The organism is Alloacidobacterium dinghuense (assembly GCF_014274465.1).
Lineage (GTDB): Bacteria > Acidobacteriota > Terriglobia > Terriglobales > Acidobacteriaceae > Alloacidobacterium > Alloacidobacterium dinghuense.
On the sequence record NZ_CP060394.1, the window covers coordinates 1,011,896 to 1,030,103 of the forward strand.

Consider the following 18,208-nt stretch of genomic DNA (forward strand, 5'->3'; position numbering starts at 1 on the left):
ATGAGCTGGCCTTCATGATTGGCAGCCTTCCACATCTGTCCTTTTTGAGTCGAGACCGGAGTCCCGTCAGGCTTGACGAGGGCGTACGGACCAGGATGCGCCTTTCTGGATTATGACGATGACGGCTGGATGGATATCTTCCTGGTGAACAGTGGGCCAAGTGATTTCTGGAAACCATCCAAACCTGTTCGCAATGCTCTTTACAAGAACAATCGCGATGGAATCTTACGGACGTGACCGAAAAGGCTGGGGTCAGCGGAGCGTATTTCGGAATGGGGGGTCGCCGTTGGAGACTACGATAATGATGGCTGGCCAGATCTGTTCGTAACCGCATATGGCAGATGTATTCTCTACAAGAACAATCACGATCGGACCTTCACGGACGTGACAGATCGCGCAGGTGTCGCCACTCCGGGGTGGACGACCAGCGCAGCGTGGTTCGATTACGACAACGACGGAAGACTAGATCTGTTTGTCTGCAGCTTTGTCGACTACACGGGAGTCCGCAAGCTTGAGTGCGGCAACAATCAGCTCGGCAGGAATTACTACTGCGTCCCCTCGCGTCTTCAAGCCCATCGCCAGCTTCCTTTACCACAACAACGGCGACGGCACCTTCGCCGTGGGCGATTACGATAACGATGGCGCGCTGGACGTAATCATAGGGGTCAATGGCGGCCCCCTGTACTCCTTATTAAGAGGACAACAACTGGCTGGGATTGAAACTAGCGGGTGTCACCTGCAACCGTGATGCTATCGGCGTCCGGATTGTATGGAAAGCGGGTGGCAAAGTAAGGACGCAACTGAAAAACAACGGCGGTAGTTATCTTTCCTCGCACGATCTTCGCGAAGTCCTGGGCATTGGCACAGCCACGCAAATTGACGAGTTGGAGATTCACTGGCCGGCTCCAAGCAAGCACATCGAGAAACTCAACAACGTTGCTCCTAATCGCTACGTGCACGTCGTGGAAGGCAAGGGTATGTGTAATGCGACAGGATTGGTAAGCGAGTGCATGCTGCATAAAAACGTGTTCTCCCTGCTCAGTTGCAAGCCAAATATCGACGGAGTTATAGTTGGGCATCGGTGATTTCGCTCTGCCGGAAGACTTCCAAAGTCGACGCAGATGAGTTCTGAACAGCCGATGCGCCCGCTGATTTCAGGACAGAGAAGTTTTCAACTGTTCAAGAAAGATCACAGCCTTCGGCAACCGTATGAGGAGCAATGTATGTCGGCTGATAAGACGTCGCATTCCGATCTTCCGTCGATAGAAAGGGAAGAGCAACGAAGCAAAAGAGTAACAGGCGATCCAGGCCGGAACGGCATCACGCGCCGCGGTTTCCTCAAGGGCGCTGGATTGACAGCAGCTGGCAGCACGTTACTCGAGGGAGTCCACGCCTTTGGCAGCGACGTTTCGGACGGTTCAAAGCATGGCGTTACGGAAATCGGCCCTGGCCTCACTTCCATCAAGTTGAGCGTGAATGGCAAGGAACATGCCATCGAAATTGAACCTCGAACGACGCTGGCGGAAGCCTTGCGCATCCAGATGGGTATGACCGGCACCAAAGTGATCTGTGATCGGGGTACGTGCTCGGGCTGCACTGTATGGCTCGATAAAGTACCGGTAAATAGTTGCATGACGCTTGCTGTCGATGCCATTGGCCATCAGGTGACAACCATCGAAGGCCTTTCTGTGAACGGAAGTCCTCATCCGCTCCAAGCAGCGTTTGTGAAGCATGATGCTTTGCAGTGCGGCTTTTGCACTCCGGGCATGGTCATGAGTTGCGCAGCACTACTTGAAAAAAATCCAAATCCTACGACGCAGGACGTTCGTCGTGCAGTCGCCGGTAATCTCTGCCGTTGTGGTACTTATCCTAGAATCTTCTCGGCCACGCTTGAGGTGGCAGGCAACAGCCGCAAGGCATAGTGGAGGAGCATCATGGCAATTCACACGAGTGAAAACGCGCTGCTCCAGGAAGCAGATAGCCCGGATAAGACAACTGCTGACAAGAAGACCGTGATGATGCCAGTTGGCGTGCCCGGATATACCCTGCAAGATGAGCCGCGCGAGATCCCTTCCGACGAGCCGCCAGTGTGGCCGGTTAACAAGGATCTGAAATATGTTGGCCGCGCGGTGGAGCGTTGGGACGGCCTGGCCAAAGTTTCAGGCCGCGCACGCTACACTGCCGACATTCAGTTGCCGGGCATGCTGTACGCAAAATTCGTGAATGCATCTGTGCCTCACGCCAAGATTGTCTTCGTCGATACCTCAGCGGCGGAGAAGTACCCTGGTGTCAAAGCCGTTCACGTGATCGAACACGTAATGGGGGGAGCCGTTCTCCGCGATCCTTCTCTTGAGCAGACAAAGTATCCGGTCGTGCGTTATGCCGGCCAGCCCGTTGCGGCGGTGGCGGCTGTGACTCCTTATGCTGCCGAGGAAGCAGCTTCGCTTGTGAAGGTTCAATATGAGCCGATGCCCTTTGTTGTCGAATTGGACAAGGCGCGCGCGAAAAATGCAGCTCTGGTTTTTCCAGGTGTGGCCGATCAGGCAGGCACTGCGGGCGGCGGTGGTGGACCCCATGATGTTCCACAAACCGGCAATATTCATGGACCGTCGGTCAAGAAAGTCGGCGATATAGATCAAGGCTTTAAGGATGCGGATGTTGTTGTCGAGGGTCACTACATTACGCAGGTCCAGACGCATTCTGCTCTCGAAACACACGGCGTAGTAGCCGACTGGAAGCCCGAATTACTGACAGTATGGGCCTCGACGCAAGGCACAGCGAGCGTGCGCGAGGAACTGGCCGCCTTCTTCAAAATTCCAATGCCGCAAGTGCGCGTGATTACTGAATATATGGGTGGCGGCTTCGGCGCCAAATTCGGAGCAGGGAATCCAGGAGTGGTGGCGGCAGCTCTCTCGAAGAAAACTGGTGCGCCGGTTCGGCTCATGCTTGATCGCGAAGAGGAGCATCTGTCTGTTGGCAATCGTCCCAGCTCCGATCAAGTGCTGCGAATCGGAGCAAAGAAGAGCGGTGAAATAACTGCCATTCATCTTGTCAGTTACGGCACAGCGGGATGTGGCACCGGGGCTGGGTGTGCAGGACCGGCATCCAACCTTTATAAGTACGCAGCTCTGCACACCGAGGAGAACGATGTATTCATCAATGCCGGTCCGGGAGCGGCCATGCGTGCGCCAGGACATCCGCAGGGAGCTTTCGCACTGGAGCAGACAATCGATGAACTCGCCGTGAAGCTTGGAATGGATCCCATCGATCTCCGAGATAAAACCGACATTCATCCAGTGCGCCGCGTTGAGCGACAGATTGTGCGCGAAAGCGATCTCTGGAAGGCACGCATTCCAAAAGCTGGCGCAGATACTGGCCCTATGAAGCGCGGCGTAGGTCTCGCGCAGTCTGTATGGTATCGGTTCGTCAGCATGAATTCTGCTGCCGAAGTCCGTGTGCATAAGGATGGCTCTCTCGAAGTTCTCTCCGCGGTGCAGGATATTGGTTCGGGCATAAAGACGGTTATGGCGCAGATTCTGGCGGAACAATTCGGTGTGCCCCCGTCGCAGGTTGTCGTCAAAGCGGGTGACACCAACTATCCGCCCGGCCCGAACTCGGGTGGAAGCGTGACTACGCTTTCGCTGACTCCCGCGGTTCGTGACGCAGCTTGGCAGGCATCACAGAAATTCCTCGCAGACATCGCACCAGCCCTTGGTACAACGCCTGGAGACCTGGTGCTAATTGACGGCGATGTCAGGAGCAAGTCCGGCAAGTTTCAACCGCTTAGTTTCCGCCGTGCCGCGGGCAAAATGACGACCGATCAGATTACAGTGCAGGCCAAACGGATTCCGGACTACGACAAGAGTAAGTACTTGACCTATGGTGGTGTTGATGTGGCAGAAGTTGAGGTGGATACAGAGGTCGGGCGCATTCATGTGAAGCGTGTTCTATCTGTACATGATTGCGGGCGGCCCATGAATCCCTCTTTGGTCATCAGCCAAATCAACGGTGGAATCATCCAGGGAATGTCCTACACACTTTTCGAGAATCGTCTGTTGGATCCAGCCTACGGCCTGATGGTGAACCCAAATCTGGATATGTATAAGATCGCCGGCTCGCGTGAAGTTCCTGAGATTGAGGTGAAGCTCGTCGAAGCCTACATCGGTCAAAGTTCAACGGATGCGTCGGGCATTGGCGAAGCGGCAGGCGTTGTCTCCATAGGAGCAGCTATTGGGAATGCTGTCTATAACGCGATCAGAGTCCGCATCCGCCAGATGCCCATGACACCGGCGGTGGTGCTGGCTGCGCTACGCAAGCCCGAGCCGGAGAGGGAGTTGGCATGAACAGTTTCGTACTCGCAAATTGCACAACGGTAGATGGCGCTCTATCGCAGCTAAGGGATGGCGCAGTCATCAAAGCGGGTGGCGTAGATTTGCTCGACCGCATGAAGATTGGGATCGAGCAGCCATCGAAACTCGTGAATATCCGAAGCATCTCTGGGCTGCGTGGAATTCACCAGACAGACAGTGGACTGACCATCGGAGCGCTCACTACTCTCTCCGAAATCAGCGAGCATCCCGTGATATGCAAGCAATACCAAATTCTCTCCGACGCCTGCGGGAGCGCAGCAACTCCACACATTCGCAATATGGCAACACTGGGCGGCAATCTGCTTCAACGAATACAGTGCTGGTACTACCGTTCTGCGGATTTTGAGTGCCTGCGAAAAGGCAAAGATATGTGCTTCGCTTTTGACGGCCTCAATCAGTATCACGCCATTATGGATTATGGCGCCTGTCCTGCGGTCGCCCCCTCTTCTGCAGCCGTGGCTCTGCTTGCCCTGAATGCCAGTGTCGAGCTTAATTCGACGAAGCGAGGTAAGCGGGTCCTTGCTGTTAAAGATCTCTACGTTACTGGTGAAGACGATCCGACAAAGTTCACTGCTGTCGGACCTGACGAACTTCTGACATCGATCATGATTCCGAAGCCCGCAATTGGAACGCGCTCGGCGTATCAAAAGTATGGGGAGAAAGAGAGCTTTGACTGGGCGATTGCCGATGCCGGAGTTCTTCTCGAAATGGACGGCAACATTTGCCGACGGGCTGTGATTACGATGGGAGCAGCATCCCCTGTAGTGCGCCGCTCATCACAGGCTGAAGCTGTGCTATCCGGCAAGCCAATTACCGAGGCAAATGCATGGGCGGCAGGCAAGGCTGCAATGGAAGGCGCGCATCCCCTGTCAATGAATGCCTATAAGGTCGAGCTTTTTCCAGTTGCAATCTATCGCACCATTCTTCTGGCCGCAGGGCAGATGGATCGCGACCCGAGTGCGGCCGGTTAGGAGGCAATGATGAGCACAACAAATGTCAAACCGCAGCCATGCCAGTGCCTCCGAACCAAGAACCCGTATGGCACAACACCCCAGGATGCAGAATCATGGCTCCCAGGTGTGCATTCGGCCTCAAGCTACTGGTGCCTGTGCACAATGGGCCCGGCTGGTCCCGACGAGAACTATGTACATCTCGCCAGATGCGTGCCGGGGCGCAGCTGTTACCAAGCTCCGGAAGAATAGCACTGACGGCACAACAAGCAGCTTTGGCATTCTCCTAAGAAACCTGGACCGAGCACGCGTCGCTTCGTCTGAGGCAAAACTCTCAAGCTGAAATTCGCACTTACTTGATTTTTTTAGACAGGCTGTGCAGCCGTGTGTCTGCCTTGGCCGGATGTCTAGCAAAACTTGCTGGCGGCTGTTCCTCTATCGTGATCAAATTCTGCTGGACAAGACCCTAGTCCTAGAGCTACCTCACTGGAGACTATGCAACTTCAAAATGGTCTTCGATGCATCACGGTGCTCGGGCGCGGATAACTTAAGCGTGTAACTCCGTCGAGAATTGCTGTAATGTTGCTTGGACGAGCGCCATGCGAACGAGCTTGTGCTGCAACACGCATGAAAGCTCTCTCGCTCGAGTCATTTTCGATTCCGCTTAGCTTGCTGCGAGGAGGACATTCTTGTATCAGCCGGAGACGTATGCAATTACGCTCTCATTCATGATTATCAGCATGCTGTGTTGGGGTTCATGGGCAAATACTGTCAAACTTTGCCCCGAATATCGCTTTCAGCTTTTCTACTGGGACTATGTCATTGGCCTGATCCTCGGTTCTCTGCTCTGGGGCTGGACACTTGGGAGCATTGGAGGCAGCGGACGTTCGTTTGAGTTCGACTTGGCCCACAGCGGCAGCCATAGCATATGGCTTGCCGCCTTGGGCGGCATCATTTTCAACGTTGCCAACCTATTGCTGGTAGCGGCAATTGACATTGCTGGACTGGCGGTCGCCTTTCCCATCGGCATAGGTCTCGCGCTGGTAGTAGGAGCCGTCGGCAGTTATTTGGTCTCACCCGCGGGCAATCCCGTCATGTTGTTCAGTGGTATAGCTCTTGTGGTGACGGCAATCGTGCTGGATGCTGCTGCATATCGTCTCCGAGAGGCGACACAGCAGAAGATGAGCGGGCGTGGCGTTATTCTCAGCCTCGTAGCTGGGCTGCTTATGGGCTGTTTCTATCCTTTCGTCTCGAAGGCGATGAGCGGTGTAGATGCTCCCGGTCCTTATGCGACATCATTTTTTTTTGCTCTAGGAGTGGCGGCCTGCTCTGTCGTTGCAAATACTCTTCTGATGCGGCATCCCCTTGACGGCAAGTCGCCGGTTGGGATGTCCGCTTATGCTTCTGCGCCGGGACGATGGCATATATGGGGAATCGTGGGAGGCGCAATCTGGTGCACAGGCGCCGTCCTGAATTTCGTCGCATCACGCGCTCATATTGTCGGTCCCGCAGTGTCGTATTCGATCGGGCAGGGAGCAACGATGATTTCTGCCTGTTGGGGTGTCTTCGTCTGGAAAGAATTCTCTTCAGCGCCGCCGCGTTCGAAGACACTGCTTGTCTGGATGTTTATCTTTTTCATCTGCGGATTGACCACAGTCGCTCTGGCGCCGGTCTTCTAGCTAAGGATCCCAATGACCTCCGTGCAGAAGCCGATTGTCGTTGTGGGCAGCATCAACATCGACCTGGTTGCGAACGCCGAGAAGATTCCGGCCGCGGGAGAAACCGTGCGCGGTACGGATTTTCAGGTTCATCCCGGGGGAAAAGGCGCTAACCAGGCAGTCGCCGTGGCTCGCCTTGGTTATCCTGTGCAACTCGTCGGCAAGGTCGGGACCGACTCGTTCGGGGATCAAGTGCTCTCCTACCTTCAGCAGACCGGAGTCGATGTCGAGGCAGTAGAAAAACACAGAGGTACATCAGGCGTAGCTATCATTGCGGTGTCTCCAGATGGAGAGAACAGCATCATCATCACGCCGGGAGCCAACGCGCATGTGACGCCCGACTTTCTGAACATGCATCACGGTGCTATTCGCAATGCCGGGATCGTTCTCGCGCAACTCGAAATACCGATCGAGACCGTGGAGCACCTGGCCAAACTCTGCAGCGACGAGAGTGTCCCACTCATGCTCGATCCGGCACCCGCGCGTGCGTTGCCAGACAACCTATTTCCGCAAGTGCACTGGTTTACTCCTAATGAAACCGAGGCAGCCTTCTATGCTGCGCCCACCAATCAGACACACCTATCAGATTCGGCACAGATAGCACGCGCTCTGCTAAACGCGCGAGTTGAGAATGTCGTGCTGAAGCTGGGCTCACGCGGAGCGTTCCTTGCTTCCGCGAACGGCTTCTCGCATACGATTCCAGCATTCCCGGTAAAAGCAGTTGACACTACGGCAGCAGGCGACGCCTACAACGGGGCCTTCGCCACCGCACTTATGCTGGGCATGGAGCCGGTCGAGGCTGCCCGCTTCGCAGCAGCAGCGGCGGCCATTTCGGTCACCCGTCCCGGTGCCCAGCCTTCCATGCCGACCCGCGCCGAAGTGGAGGCTTTGCTCGAAACTGGAAAAGGAACATAGGCACAGATGCGTCTATCGGTTTCTCGGCTAACTCTCGTTGTCGTTCTTCTCGCGCTCCAATTACCAGCACAGGACACTCACTACGCTCAGGTGGGCCAGCAGATTCCCGCACCAGGATGCATCGCGCAGAAAGGCGCGTGGGAAGGCGGATCCAAGCCCTGCACGACGGAAGACTTCGACGCGTGGCTGAAAGACATCACGCATTGGCGGACGGAGCGCAAGATTCGCATCGGATACAGCAACGATCGCTATCAGCAGCCCGCGTTCAAGTGGGCGCAATCCGCCTTCATGCAACCGCAAATGATGGTGCAGGACCGCTACTTTTACGATCCCGTCGCTGGCAAGTACACCGTCGATCGCTACCTTGAGGATCTCGAGAAACGCTACGGAGGCATCGACGCGGTTCTCATCTGGCCCACTTATCCGAACATGGGCATCGACAACCGCAACCAGCACGACATGATCCGCTCCATGCCCGGAGGATTACCGGGCGTCCGTCAAATGGTGGCCGACTTCCATGGGCGCGGCGTGCACATTCTGTTTCCCATGATGATGTGGGATCAGGGAACGCGTGACCCGGGAATGCCGTGGCCGCAGGCCATCGCTGAAATCATGAAAGAGATCGGCGCCGACGGCGTCAACGGCGACACGCAGGATGGGGTGCCGCTCGCCTTCTCGCTGGCCGCTGACAAGTCAGGTCATCCGTTAGTCTTCGAGCCCGAAGGCAGCCCGAGTGACGAAGCCCTCGCGTGGAACGTTCTCACCTGGGGTCAGTACAAATTCGAATTCGCGCCGAAGGTCGATCGCTTCAGGTGGCTCGAGCCGCGACATCAGGTCAACATCTCCGATCGGTGGAACCGTGATAAGACTGACGATCTTCAGTACGCCTTCTTCAACGGCGAAGGTTGGGAAAGCTGGGAGAACATCTGGGGCATCTGGAACGGCATTACGCCCCGCGACGAAGAAGCCACACGCCGCGTCGCCACCATCGAGCGCGCCGTTGCTCCATTCTTTGCGAGCGAAGAATGGCAGCCTTTCTATCCCACGCACCTTTACGGTGTCTTTGCCAGCAAGTGGCCGCTCGGGCAGCAGACGGTTTGGACCATCGTCAATCGCAATGAGTACGACATTGCCGGTCGGCAGATTTCCATTCCGTACGCGCAGGGCGTACGCTACTTCGATCTCTACCACGGAGTCGAACTGACTCCGGAGCATGACGGCGATCAGGCCGTGTTGTCGTTTGCGATGGAAGCGCATGGTTATGGTGCACTGCTCGCGACTCCCGGTGAACCAGACGCGCCGATCACGCAATTGATGGCGAAGACGAAGCAGATGGCGGCGGCGCCGCTATCCGGTTATTCGCATGAGTGGAAGCCGCTGCCACAACATCTCGTAGAGATTCCGAAGACAGAGCCTGCGGCCACGGCTCCCGAAGGCATGGTGAAGATTCCAGCAGCCGACTATGTCTTCAAGGTAGAAGGTATTGAGATTGAAGGCTTCAACGACGCCGGCGTCGATGTGCAGTATCCATGGGAGGATATTCCGCGTCGCTACCATGAGCACGAGATGCACATTGCCTCTTTCTACATCGACAAATATCCGGTGGCCAACGCCGAGTTCAAGAAGTTCCTCGATGCGACGCACTACCATCCGAGCGACGATCTGAACTTCCTCAAAGATTGGAAGGATGGCACTTTTCCAGACGGATCGGGAAACAAGCCTGTGACCTGGGTATCGCAGGAGGATGCCCGCGCCTACGCGAAGTGGGCAGGGAAGCGGCTTCCGCATGAGTGGGAATGGCAATACTCGGCCCAGGGCACAGATGGGCGCATCTACCCATGGGGGAATGATTGGGATGCGAGCAAAGTGCCGGTTCCGGATCGCAGCCGGACGATGCGTGGTCCCAACGATGTTGATGCGCATCCCGCAGGCGCGAGTCCTTTCGGAGTGATGGATTTGGTCGGCAATGTGTGGCAGTGGACCGACGAATATGTTGACGAACATACTCGCGGTGGAATTCTGCGCGGCGGCAGCTATTACCAGCCACAGGGGTCAATCTGGTATTTTCCGCAGGCTTACAGAAACGATCAGCACGGCAAGTTGCTGCTGATGGCTCCGAGTTACGATCGTTCCGGAGCGCTTGGTTTTCGATGCGTGAAGGATGCCGACTGAGGGCTGTACCCACCCCTATATTTCCGGCAAATTCTTCATTTCACAGAGCTTAGTTGTATTTTGTGGCGATTTAATCTGCCAAATTATTCTATTTGCAGGAGTTAGCCGATTTCGTGTTCTAGAGGCCCGGAGCCCTATGCTCGGTACGCCTGATTTTTCCTTGCGCGAACGACCCTATTGTTCCGGCAAATTACTCATTCCACAGGCACTTACCTACACTTGACGGTGCCTTATGCGTTAAATTCTTCTATTTGCGGGATTTAGCCACTTCGTGAGTTCCAGGATTGGGATTCCTTGGATTGGAGTCCGTTGCCTTCTATATATATTTTAGCAATTTTCCCCATAATTCCCTGCACACTCGCTAATTGTGTAAATTATTCAAATTAAATCGGTTATTTGGCGATGGCCTATCGAGGGGGCTTGACAACAATTTTAAGGGAATGCTGCCGGGAGGTGGTTCCCTCCGATTGCTTCAACCCCGTCGCATCAGTTCTGCCATCAGACGGACTGTCAGATCGAGTTCGGGGATCGGGACATATTCGCGATCGCTGTGAGCGGAGCGCATATCACCCGGCCCTATGACTACAACTTCCTTCGCAATCGTGGACAGAAGGCTAGCTTCTGAACCGAATGGAATGGAAGTCTCAGAACGGCCAGTGAAGTCGGCGATTTGAGAAACTAGCGGGGCATTCGCGAGTGTCTCAAAGCCGGACTGTTGGCGGAGAGTCGTTACCTGATACTCGAATCGCGAATCCCCTCGGCGCATTCCGGCTATGATCTCCCCGATGCCATCGAGCGCCTTGTTGGCCGGCTGGCTTGGGATGGGCCTCCATTCGACCAGGAACTCGCATCGACCGGGCACGATGTTTTTTGCTGTGCCTCCTTGAATCGTTCCGACATTGAGCGTGGTGAAAGGCGGGTCGAAGAAGTTGTGCCGGTCGCTTGCCAATTCCTTGCTGAGTTCTTCGATCGAGGAGATGAGTCGTGCAGTCGCCAAGATGGCGGAGGCTCCGCTCGCAGGATGCGCGCTGTGCGCTTCCTTTCCATGAACGGTGACCTTTGCCAGGCAGTAGCCTTTGCCTGCTCGCGCAACGTGGAGAGAAGTCGGCTCTCCGATTATCGCCCGTGCAGGTTTCAACGCATTCGCCGCGATCAGATGAGCCGCGCCGATGCAGCCGATTTCTTCGTCCGCGGTGAGAACGATACGCAAACCATCCGCAAAAGCGTTGGACTCGACTTGATCGGTTGCTGCCAGTAAGCAGGCGAGAAAGCCCTTTACGTCGCATGCGCCGCAGCCATGCAGGTTCTCATTCTCGATAAATGGATCGAGCGCTTTTGTCCAGTCGACAGCGAACGGAACTGTGTCGGTGTGACAGAAGAACGCGAGATCGACATCGTTTCTGGCGACATCCTGATTCGGCGGGGCCGCGATGAGATTGACTTTCTCTGTGCCGGACGAATCGCGATAGGAGAGTCTCCGTGTCTGCCATTTCTTCGATTGCAGGAATTTCTCCGCATACTCGATGACGGCGAGATTCGAGGTCGAGGAGACGGAGGGAATTCGGATCAGGTTCAGCAGGTGATCGACAGCGGCCGTCATGCAAGTGTCTCGATGGCTGGGGCTTTTGCCCAGACCTTGCGGTATACCTCTTTGTAGCGTGCGATAATCTCCTTTTCGAATTCGTGCTTACCATCGCGAATGATCAACTTGCCATTTACCGCGACGTCGCGAATGGCAGAGGGATCCAATCCAAAGACGATAATCGACAGGAGATCTTCAGGGGAATTGCCGACGATCGATGGATGGTCAAGATCGACGGTAAAGAAGTCCGCATATTTGCCATCCGTAAGTTCGCCGGCGGCTACACTCAGCGATCGCGCACCGTGAATGGTTGCACAGTCAAGAAGACGCGCTGCGAGCGGTTGTCCGTCAATCTGATCGAGTACAGCACGTTCCTGGTGGCTGAGCCGAAGGTGATAATCCAGTTCGCGGGCATCTTCGATCAGACTTATCTGGGCTTGACTATCACTGCCGAAGGCGATGGGGATACCGGCTCGCATTGTCCGGTCAGCTGGAAAGCTTCCGTCTCCCAGGTTGCGCTCGGTCGTGGGGCAAGAGCAGATTGTGGCCCCTGCCTCCGCCATCATGCGAATCTCGTCATCGGTGATGTGGATCGCGTGAACGGCTGTCAGATTTCGCGTCAGTAGACCTTCTCTGGTCAATAATGTAACCGGAGTAGTTCCATATTCAGCCTTACATGCCGCGTTCTCTGCTACCTGCTCGGAGATGTGCATGTGCAACGGGAGCTGTTTGGCGTTCGCCCATGCTGTTAATTCGCGCAGGTCTTCCAGCGGAATCGCGCGGATACTGTGTGGCGCGATGCCCAACTGGACCTGATTGCCGGAATTGATTGGGTAGATGGCGAGGAGTGATTCCGCGTTTGCAAGAAAATCCGTCGTGTTCTCAAAGAATCGTATCTGGCCTGGATCGGTCGCTACCTGATATCCAGAACGGAAATATGCCGCTCGCAAGAGAACAATTCGTATGCCGACCGACTGGGCGGCAGCGATCACCATGCGGCTCAGAAGATTTGGGTCATCATAAGGGTGGCCGTTGGGATCGGTATGCAAGTAGTGAAACTCACCTACCGTGGTGATTCCCGCGCGCGCCATTTCGAGAAATGTCATCCGGGCAACGTCGTACACATCTTGCGGAGTGAGTTGCGCGGCAGCATGGTACATGGTTCCTCGCCACGACCAGAAGTCCTTTCCGCTGGTCACACGCGATTCTGACTTGCCGCGAATGAGCCGCTGGAATGCATGAGAGTGGACGTTGATGAGTCCGGGCAGCAATGCGCGGCGTGGCAACGATACGGTTTGCACAGGTTCGGCGGCGTGCGCGCTGATCTTGCCACGGTCATCGACCGAGAGAGCAGTATTTGATGCGAACCCGGCTCGCGTGTAAAGAGCTTCGGGTAAATAGCTGGTACTCACAACTTCTCCACGAAAAGGGATCTTGTATCAGCATACAAAACCTGAGCGTTACCCGATGCCGATATCAGAACTTCAGCGGGTGAGAATCTGTTCGAGCCTTTCGAGGCTCGGCCGTTCGCCCATGACGATGAGGAAGTCGCCGGATGAGATGTTGAAGTCAGCCGGGGGATTGAAGATTGTTTCGCCTCCCTGTTTGCGAACGGCAAGTACGATCACTCCGGATTTGTGTGATTCCAACAGTTGCCCGAGCGGTCTGCTGGTGAATTCAGTTTTGGGAGTGACACAGAGCTGTTCCATCGTGACCTTTGGTCCTATATTGCTTCTGGTAAAGTCGAGGAACTCGAGTACATGAGGTCTTAAAAGCGCGTCGGCGAGTTGTCGCCCTGCCATGGCGTATGGAGTAAAGACCGTATCGGCTCCAGCGCGGCGCAGCTTCTCTCCGGCTTCTTCCTCTGAGACTCGGGTTACGACGGTCAGATTTGGATTCAGCGTTTTCGCAGAAAGAATGATGAAGAGATTTTCTGCGTCAGAGGGTAGAGCGGCAATCAATCCTTTCGCTCTGGCCACACCGGCTTCGCGAAGGCAATCGTCGTGCGTGGCATCGGCAACGAGGGCAAGCATTCCTGCTGCAGTTGCTTTTGCGACGCGCTGATCATTGCGATCAAGCACCACGAAAGGGGCGTTGGCTCGTTGGAATTCATACGAGGCGTTTCGTCCCACGCGGCCGAAGCCGCAGACAATGAAGTGGTCGTGTAGGTTTTGAATCATGCGTTTTTTCCTGCGCTTGCCGTAGCGATCCTGCAATTCGAGTTCGATGATGGTTTGCGTCATTGCCCCAACGGAGATGAAGAGTGCGCTCACTCCGAAGATGATGAGAAATGAATTGAAAACGCGGCCGGAATGGCTGAGAGGCTTCAGCTCCTGATAACCAATGGTGGTGATGGTTGTGAGGGTCATGTAGAAGCCTTCGAACCATGAGTAGTCCTCGATCCATACAAAGCCGGTTGTACCGGCGACCATGATGATGCATAGGAGTCCGGCAATGAGGATGAAGCGGCGGACAACACGGCTACGCATGGAAGATCCCCGGTAGAGACGTTCAGGCCATTATTGTCTTCTGCCGACGTTCCGCCAACAGGCAAATCGAGTGGTCTGGCTATAGAGTGCGCTTGAACAAAGGCGTCGCAATCAAGAGGGTCGCGATTCCAAACCCGAATAGGAAGAGCAGATCGAAGCGGATGGCCGTCAAGCCGCCGTCCTTGAGAAGCACTGCTTTGAAGCCGTGGACGGCATACGTAAATGGATCAACAACGGCGATGGCTTGCAGCCATTTCGGGAAGCCGGAAACGGGAGAGATGGCTCCGCTGGGGAAGAATAACAACGTGTTGAGGACACCAAACATCGCACGCGGCACCAGGGGGTCCTCGACACGCACCATCATGAGGAACATCATGCCGTTGAACGCGACGGAAGTAGAGATGATGAGCAGGCAGAGTAGCAATGCAGAGATCGGATGGAAGATGACGCCAAGGCCGGCGAAGAGCGAGCCGATGACGGTGAGGCAGACGCCCGACAGCACGGCTTTGATGGTGCCTGCAAGGTTGAGTCCGAGTACCAGCTCGAGCCTGGTGATCGGCGTCACCAGATAGCCTTCGTGGACCCCTCGCGCCTTGTCGTCGATGTAGAGCATGCCGCCGCCGATCATGACCGCTACATACATCGCGAGCGCGATCGATCCGGAGAGAAGATACTTCATGTACTCGACGTACGGGTAGAGCTCGACGATCTCAAGCGCGATCTGTGTGACTACCTTCTGTTGAATCACGGGAGCATTCATGGCATCGACCAGAGACTGCATCTCTGCTTCGAGGCTGTTGCTCATGGTCTGATCTGAGTTGTCGACGACGAGACCGATCGCGGGGGAATCGCCCGCGAGGACACGCCGAGAATATTGAGCCGGAATAATCACTGCGCCATCGAGTTTGCCGGTGCGCACGTCTTCACGCGCAGCCTGCTCATCTTCGTAGGGGACGGTGGTGAAGGTGCGGATATTTACGGCGATGGAGTCGAAGGCCTCATGGATTTTCAACGACTGCGAACCGCGGTCGTAGTCGACTACGCCCATTTTCGCGCCGCGAATTTTGCCTCCAAACGCATTCCCGAGAACAATCAATTGAACAAGCGGAAGCGTCATCGAGACCATCATCAAGGCAGGTGAGCGGAAGAATTTTCGCATCTCCCGCTCGACGATAGCCATCATGCGTTTCATGGTTGCATCCCCGGTCGTGGCGGCATGACGAAGCCATGCGCCTTGACCTGTTCGTCACGAAGCTGACGCCCCGTGTAGTGCACAAAGACATCGTCGAGCGTGGTGTTCTGCACGCTCAGCGACTTGATGGTGTCACCCTTATCGCTCACCATCTCCACCAGTTGCGTTGTCGTCATTGAACCGTTCGAGGTCAGCAGCCTGTACATTCCCGTACCAAGCGATTCGACTGAGATGACTCCAGCCAGCTGCTTCAATCGCGCGGGCCACTCTTCAGACTCATGTGTGAGCTGGGCTTCCACTACATTGTTTCCCGGAACGCTGGCTTTGAGCGCCATCGGAGTATCGAGAGCTACCAGCTTCCCGTGATCGACAATGGCAATTCGGTCGCACAGATGATCGGCTTCGTCCATGTAGTGTGTGGTGATCAGCATGGTGAGGTCCCGGCTGTTCCTGAGGTTATTCAGCATCTCCCATACAGCGACGCGTGAGACCGGGTCGAGCCCTGTAGTGGGCTCGTCGAGGAAGAAGATTCGCGGATTGTGAACGAGCCCGCGGGCGATCTCAAGGCGCCGTCGCATGCCGCCGGAGAGCGTCTTGGTCTGCGCGTTGCGCCACTTGAGCAGATCGACGGCTTCCAGCAATTCATCGATACTGTCCTGCCGTTCTGCTTTCGGAACCTCGTAGAGCTTGGCATAGATGGAGAGATTTTCTTCCACGGTCAAATCGATGTCGCTGGTCAGCGCCTGAGGAATCACGCCGATGGTTCGCCTGACGGCATCGGGTTCTTTAGAGACGTCATGGCCGGCGACGATCGCTTTCCCGCTGGTGACCGGAATCAGTGTCGTCATCATACGGATCAGCGTGCTTTTGCCGGCGCCATTCGGTCCGAGGAGTCCGAAGATTTCTCCATTGGCAACGTCGAAGGTGACACCGCCGACGGCTTCGAAAGCGCCATAGCGCTTGACGATGTTCTCAACCGACATCGCCGTCCCTGCAGTGCTGCCGTTCATGGCTTCACCAGTTTGTCTTTCGGTATATAGACTTCGGCGATCATTCCCGGCACATATTTCATGCCGGGGTTGTCGATGAGGAGTTTCAGACGAATCGTCTTGATATCGCGCTTGCGCCGGCTAACGTCGCGCTGTGTCGCGAAGTCTGCTTCTGCTGACTTGGCAATTATTTTGCCCTGAATGGCGCCGCCGCTCGGCATGACCACGCGCAGAGTGTCGCCCACTTGTACGGAGTCCGCTTCGGTTTCGGGGAGGGGCGCATATATCCACGTCTGGGTCAGGTCTGTGATGGTCACGATCGGAGTTCCGGATGCGACCACTTCTCCCTGGCGCGCTGCTCTCACGTTTACTTTGCCAGAGACAGGCGCCAGTACGCGGGCGTAGCCCAGTTGTACTTCGGCCTGATCGACGAGAGCCTGAGCGCTTTCCATCTCGCTGCGCGTCGCGGCCACGGTTTTCGCAGCAGCCTGCGCCTGAATCGTATTGGCAATAGCAACCTTCAGCATCGCCTCTGCCGCGGCCACATTCTGCTTCGCGCTGTCGACGGCTGCTTTCGCGGCATTGAGGGACGTTTCTGCTTCCTCACGCGCCTGTTCGCTCATTACGCCTTGCCCTGCAAGAGCGACTGTGCGCTTGCTGTCGGCTTCCTGATGCGCATACTGTGCCTGAGACTGGGCCAAGGCGGCTTGTGCAGCGTACAACTGAGCTTCAGCGTTTGTCACCTGGCTGGACGTGCCGCCGCGTGTCTGACGTTCGGTGTCACTTGCCTGCTGGACTTTATATTGCGCGCTCGTCGCTGTAGCTTTGGCAGCGTTGCGGGCGGCAGCCAGGTCGTCACTCTGGATCGTGGCGATCAGTTGTCCGGCCTGGACATCGTCTCCTTCATCAACGGTGAGCGTCTCGATTCGGCCGGGAACGCGTGAGCTAACGACCACTTCATTGGCGTCGACCGTGCCGATGAGTTGGAGATCCCCAGAGCGTTTCGTGGTAAGGAAATACCAGGCAAGTGCAATTAGAAGCAAGACTCCAAGCAGGATGAATATGCGGTTGCGAGCATTCATGAGAGCTTTCCCCACATTTGAACGTTCTTAGCCTGAGGTACGGGCATGGCGGCGAGGACGTGTTTGGCCAGATTTGCGCCATGAGTCCGATCCGCGAAGAGGGCGTTTCCTAGAAATTGCACAGAAGCCTTGCGCCTGGCTGCAATCTCCGCCTTATCAAACGGACGAAGAGACATGGCGAGACGCATCATCGGGGCACTCAGGAAATAGAAGACATTTGCACCGAGCATGGAATACACCACTTGAAGGGAATCCAAGTCGCATAGCTCGCCAGTCCGTATCCCTTCTGCAACGGTCTCCTGCAATTTCTTGAGAAGAGGCTTAAAGAACTTTTTCACAATGAGCGGCATGGATCCGCTCTCGCCCAGGCGAAAACGGACCATCTCCTGCTGCATGAGACTCTGGAAATCGCGCTGGGTGAGAATTCGATCGAAATGGTTCAGTGTCGCGCGCAGCAGGCGCTCTCCAGCGCTGTACTTAGGATCCAGGACGGCGAGCGTGCGCTCCGCCACCATGCCGGAGACCTGTTCCAATGCTGCCTCATACAAGCCGCTTTTGCTCTTGAAGTAGTAATAGATGAGCGCCTTATTCACCTTCGCTGATTCCGCAATGGTGTCGGTGCGCGCGCCAGCAAGACCGTGTGCACTGAATTCTCGTATCGCTGCGCGAAGAATCTTTCCCCGGGTCTGATCTGCACGATCCTTAGTGCTTGAGGTTAAACTCATCGGTCATTGATTAACCAGTTAGTT

At 55.7% G+C, this 18,208-nt stretch carries 15 protein-coding genes; 8 read left to right on the plus strand and 7 right to left on the minus strand.

Annotation, left to right across the window (positions count from 1 at the left end; genetic code table 11):
- Nucleotides 1–264 precede the first annotated feature (264 nt).
- The 8 genes from H7849_RS26700 (at nucleotide 265) to H7849_RS04155 (ending at nucleotide 10,125) form a co-directional block, all read left to right on the plus strand.
- Complete coding sequence (locus H7849_RS26700) at nucleotides 265–636, plus strand: FG-GAP repeat domain-containing protein (RefSeq protein ID WP_251106785.1); 372 nt, start codon at nucleotides 265–267, stop codon at nucleotides 634–636.
- An 80-nt stretch (nucleotides 637–716) separates the two neighbouring features.
- On the plus strand, nucleotides 717–1,085 hold the full coding sequence (locus H7849_RS26705) for an ASPIC/UnbV domain-containing protein (protein ID WP_251106599.1): 369 nt from the start codon (nucleotides 717–719) through the stop codon (nucleotides 1,083–1,085).
- 138 nt (nucleotides 1,086–1,223) lie between these two features.
- The gene (locus tag H7849_RS04130; protein ID WP_186744376.1) at nucleotides 1,224–1,922 is read left to right on the plus strand and encodes a (2Fe-2S)-binding protein; all 699 of its coding nucleotides are present in this window, start codon (nucleotides 1,224–1,226) and stop codon (nucleotides 1,920–1,922) included.
- A gap of 12 nt (nucleotides 1,923–1,934) precedes the next feature.
- Nucleotides 1,935–4,343 (plus strand): xanthine dehydrogenase family protein molybdopterin-binding subunit, encoded by a 2,409-nt coding sequence (locus H7849_RS04135; RefSeq protein WP_251106600.1) that lies wholly within the window; start codon nucleotides 1,935–1,937, stop codon nucleotides 4,341–4,343.
- Nucleotides 4,340–5,341, plus strand: a complete 1,002-nt coding sequence (locus tag H7849_RS04140; RefSeq protein ID WP_186744378.1) for an FAD binding domain-containing protein — start codon at nucleotides 4,340–4,342, stop codon at nucleotides 5,339–5,341. The genes H7849_RS04135 and H7849_RS04140 overlap by 4 nt, the downstream gene beginning before the upstream one ends.
- A 668-nt stretch (nucleotides 5,342–6,009) precedes the next feature.
- Nucleotides 6,010–6,999 carry a GRP family sugar transporter gene (locus H7849_RS04145; protein WP_186744380.1) on the plus strand — a complete coding sequence of 330 codons (990 nt, stop codon included), beginning with the start codon at nucleotides 6,010–6,012 and terminating at the stop codon, nucleotides 6,997–6,999.
- A 12-nt stretch (nucleotides 7,000–7,011) separates the two neighbouring features.
- Nucleotides 7,012–7,953, plus strand: coding sequence for a ribokinase (gene rbsK / locus H7849_RS04150; RefSeq protein WP_186744382.1), 942 nt, complete (start codon nucleotides 7,012–7,014; stop codon nucleotides 7,951–7,953).
- A gap of 6 nt (nucleotides 7,954–7,959) precedes the next feature.
- On the plus strand, nucleotides 7,960–10,125 hold the full coding sequence (locus tag H7849_RS04155) for a formylglycine-generating enzyme family protein (RefSeq protein WP_186744384.1): 2,166 nt from the start codon (nucleotides 7,960–7,962) through the stop codon (nucleotides 10,123–10,125).
- A gap of 472 nt (nucleotides 10,126–10,597) precedes the next feature.
- Here the strand turns inward: H7849_RS04155 and argE are convergent, their stop codons facing one another.
- The 7 genes from argE to H7849_RS04190 all read right to left on the minus strand — a co-directional run bounded on the left by argE (nucleotide 10,598) and on the right by H7849_RS04190 (nucleotide 18,184).
- Nucleotides 10,598–11,725 (minus strand): acetylornithine deacetylase, encoded by a 1,128-nt coding sequence (argE, locus tag H7849_RS04160; protein WP_186744386.1) that lies wholly within the window; start codon nucleotides 11,723–11,725, stop codon nucleotides 10,598–10,600.
- Complete coding sequence (locus tag H7849_RS04165; RefSeq protein WP_186744387.1) at nucleotides 11,722–13,119, minus strand: formimidoylglutamate deiminase; 1,398 nt, start codon at nucleotides 13,117–13,119, stop codon at nucleotides 11,722–11,724. Before H7849_RS04165 ends, argE begins: the two co-directional genes overlap by 4 nt.
- Nucleotides 13,120–13,191: 72 nt before the next feature.
- Nucleotides 13,192–14,196, minus strand: coding sequence for a potassium channel family protein (locus H7849_RS04170; RefSeq protein WP_186744389.1), 1,005 nt, complete (start codon nucleotides 14,194–14,196; stop codon nucleotides 13,192–13,194).
- Nucleotides 14,197–14,275: 79 nt separating this feature from the next.
- Nucleotides 14,276–15,388: an ABC transporter permease gene (locus tag H7849_RS04175; RefSeq protein ID WP_186744391.1), complete on the minus strand. Its 1,113-nt coding sequence runs from the start codon at nucleotides 15,386–15,388 to the stop codon at nucleotides 14,276–14,278.
- Nucleotides 15,385–16,398 (minus strand): ATP-binding cassette domain-containing protein, encoded by a 1,014-nt coding sequence (locus tag H7849_RS04180; protein ID WP_186744393.1) that lies wholly within the window; start codon nucleotides 16,396–16,398, stop codon nucleotides 15,385–15,387. The genes H7849_RS04175 and H7849_RS04180 overlap by 4 nt, the downstream gene beginning before the upstream one ends.
- Complete coding sequence (locus tag H7849_RS04185) at nucleotides 16,395–17,459, minus strand: HlyD family secretion protein (protein ID WP_186744395.1); 1,065 nt, start codon at nucleotides 17,457–17,459, stop codon at nucleotides 16,395–16,397. Before H7849_RS04185 ends, H7849_RS04180 begins: the two co-directional genes overlap by 4 nt.
- Nucleotides 17,456–18,184, minus strand: coding sequence for a TetR/AcrR family transcriptional regulator (locus tag H7849_RS04190; RefSeq protein ID WP_186744398.1), 729 nt, complete (start codon nucleotides 18,182–18,184; stop codon nucleotides 17,456–17,458). The genes H7849_RS04185 and H7849_RS04190 overlap by 4 nt, the downstream gene beginning before the upstream one ends.
- Between the last annotated feature and the right edge of the window lie 24 nt (nucleotides 18,185–18,208).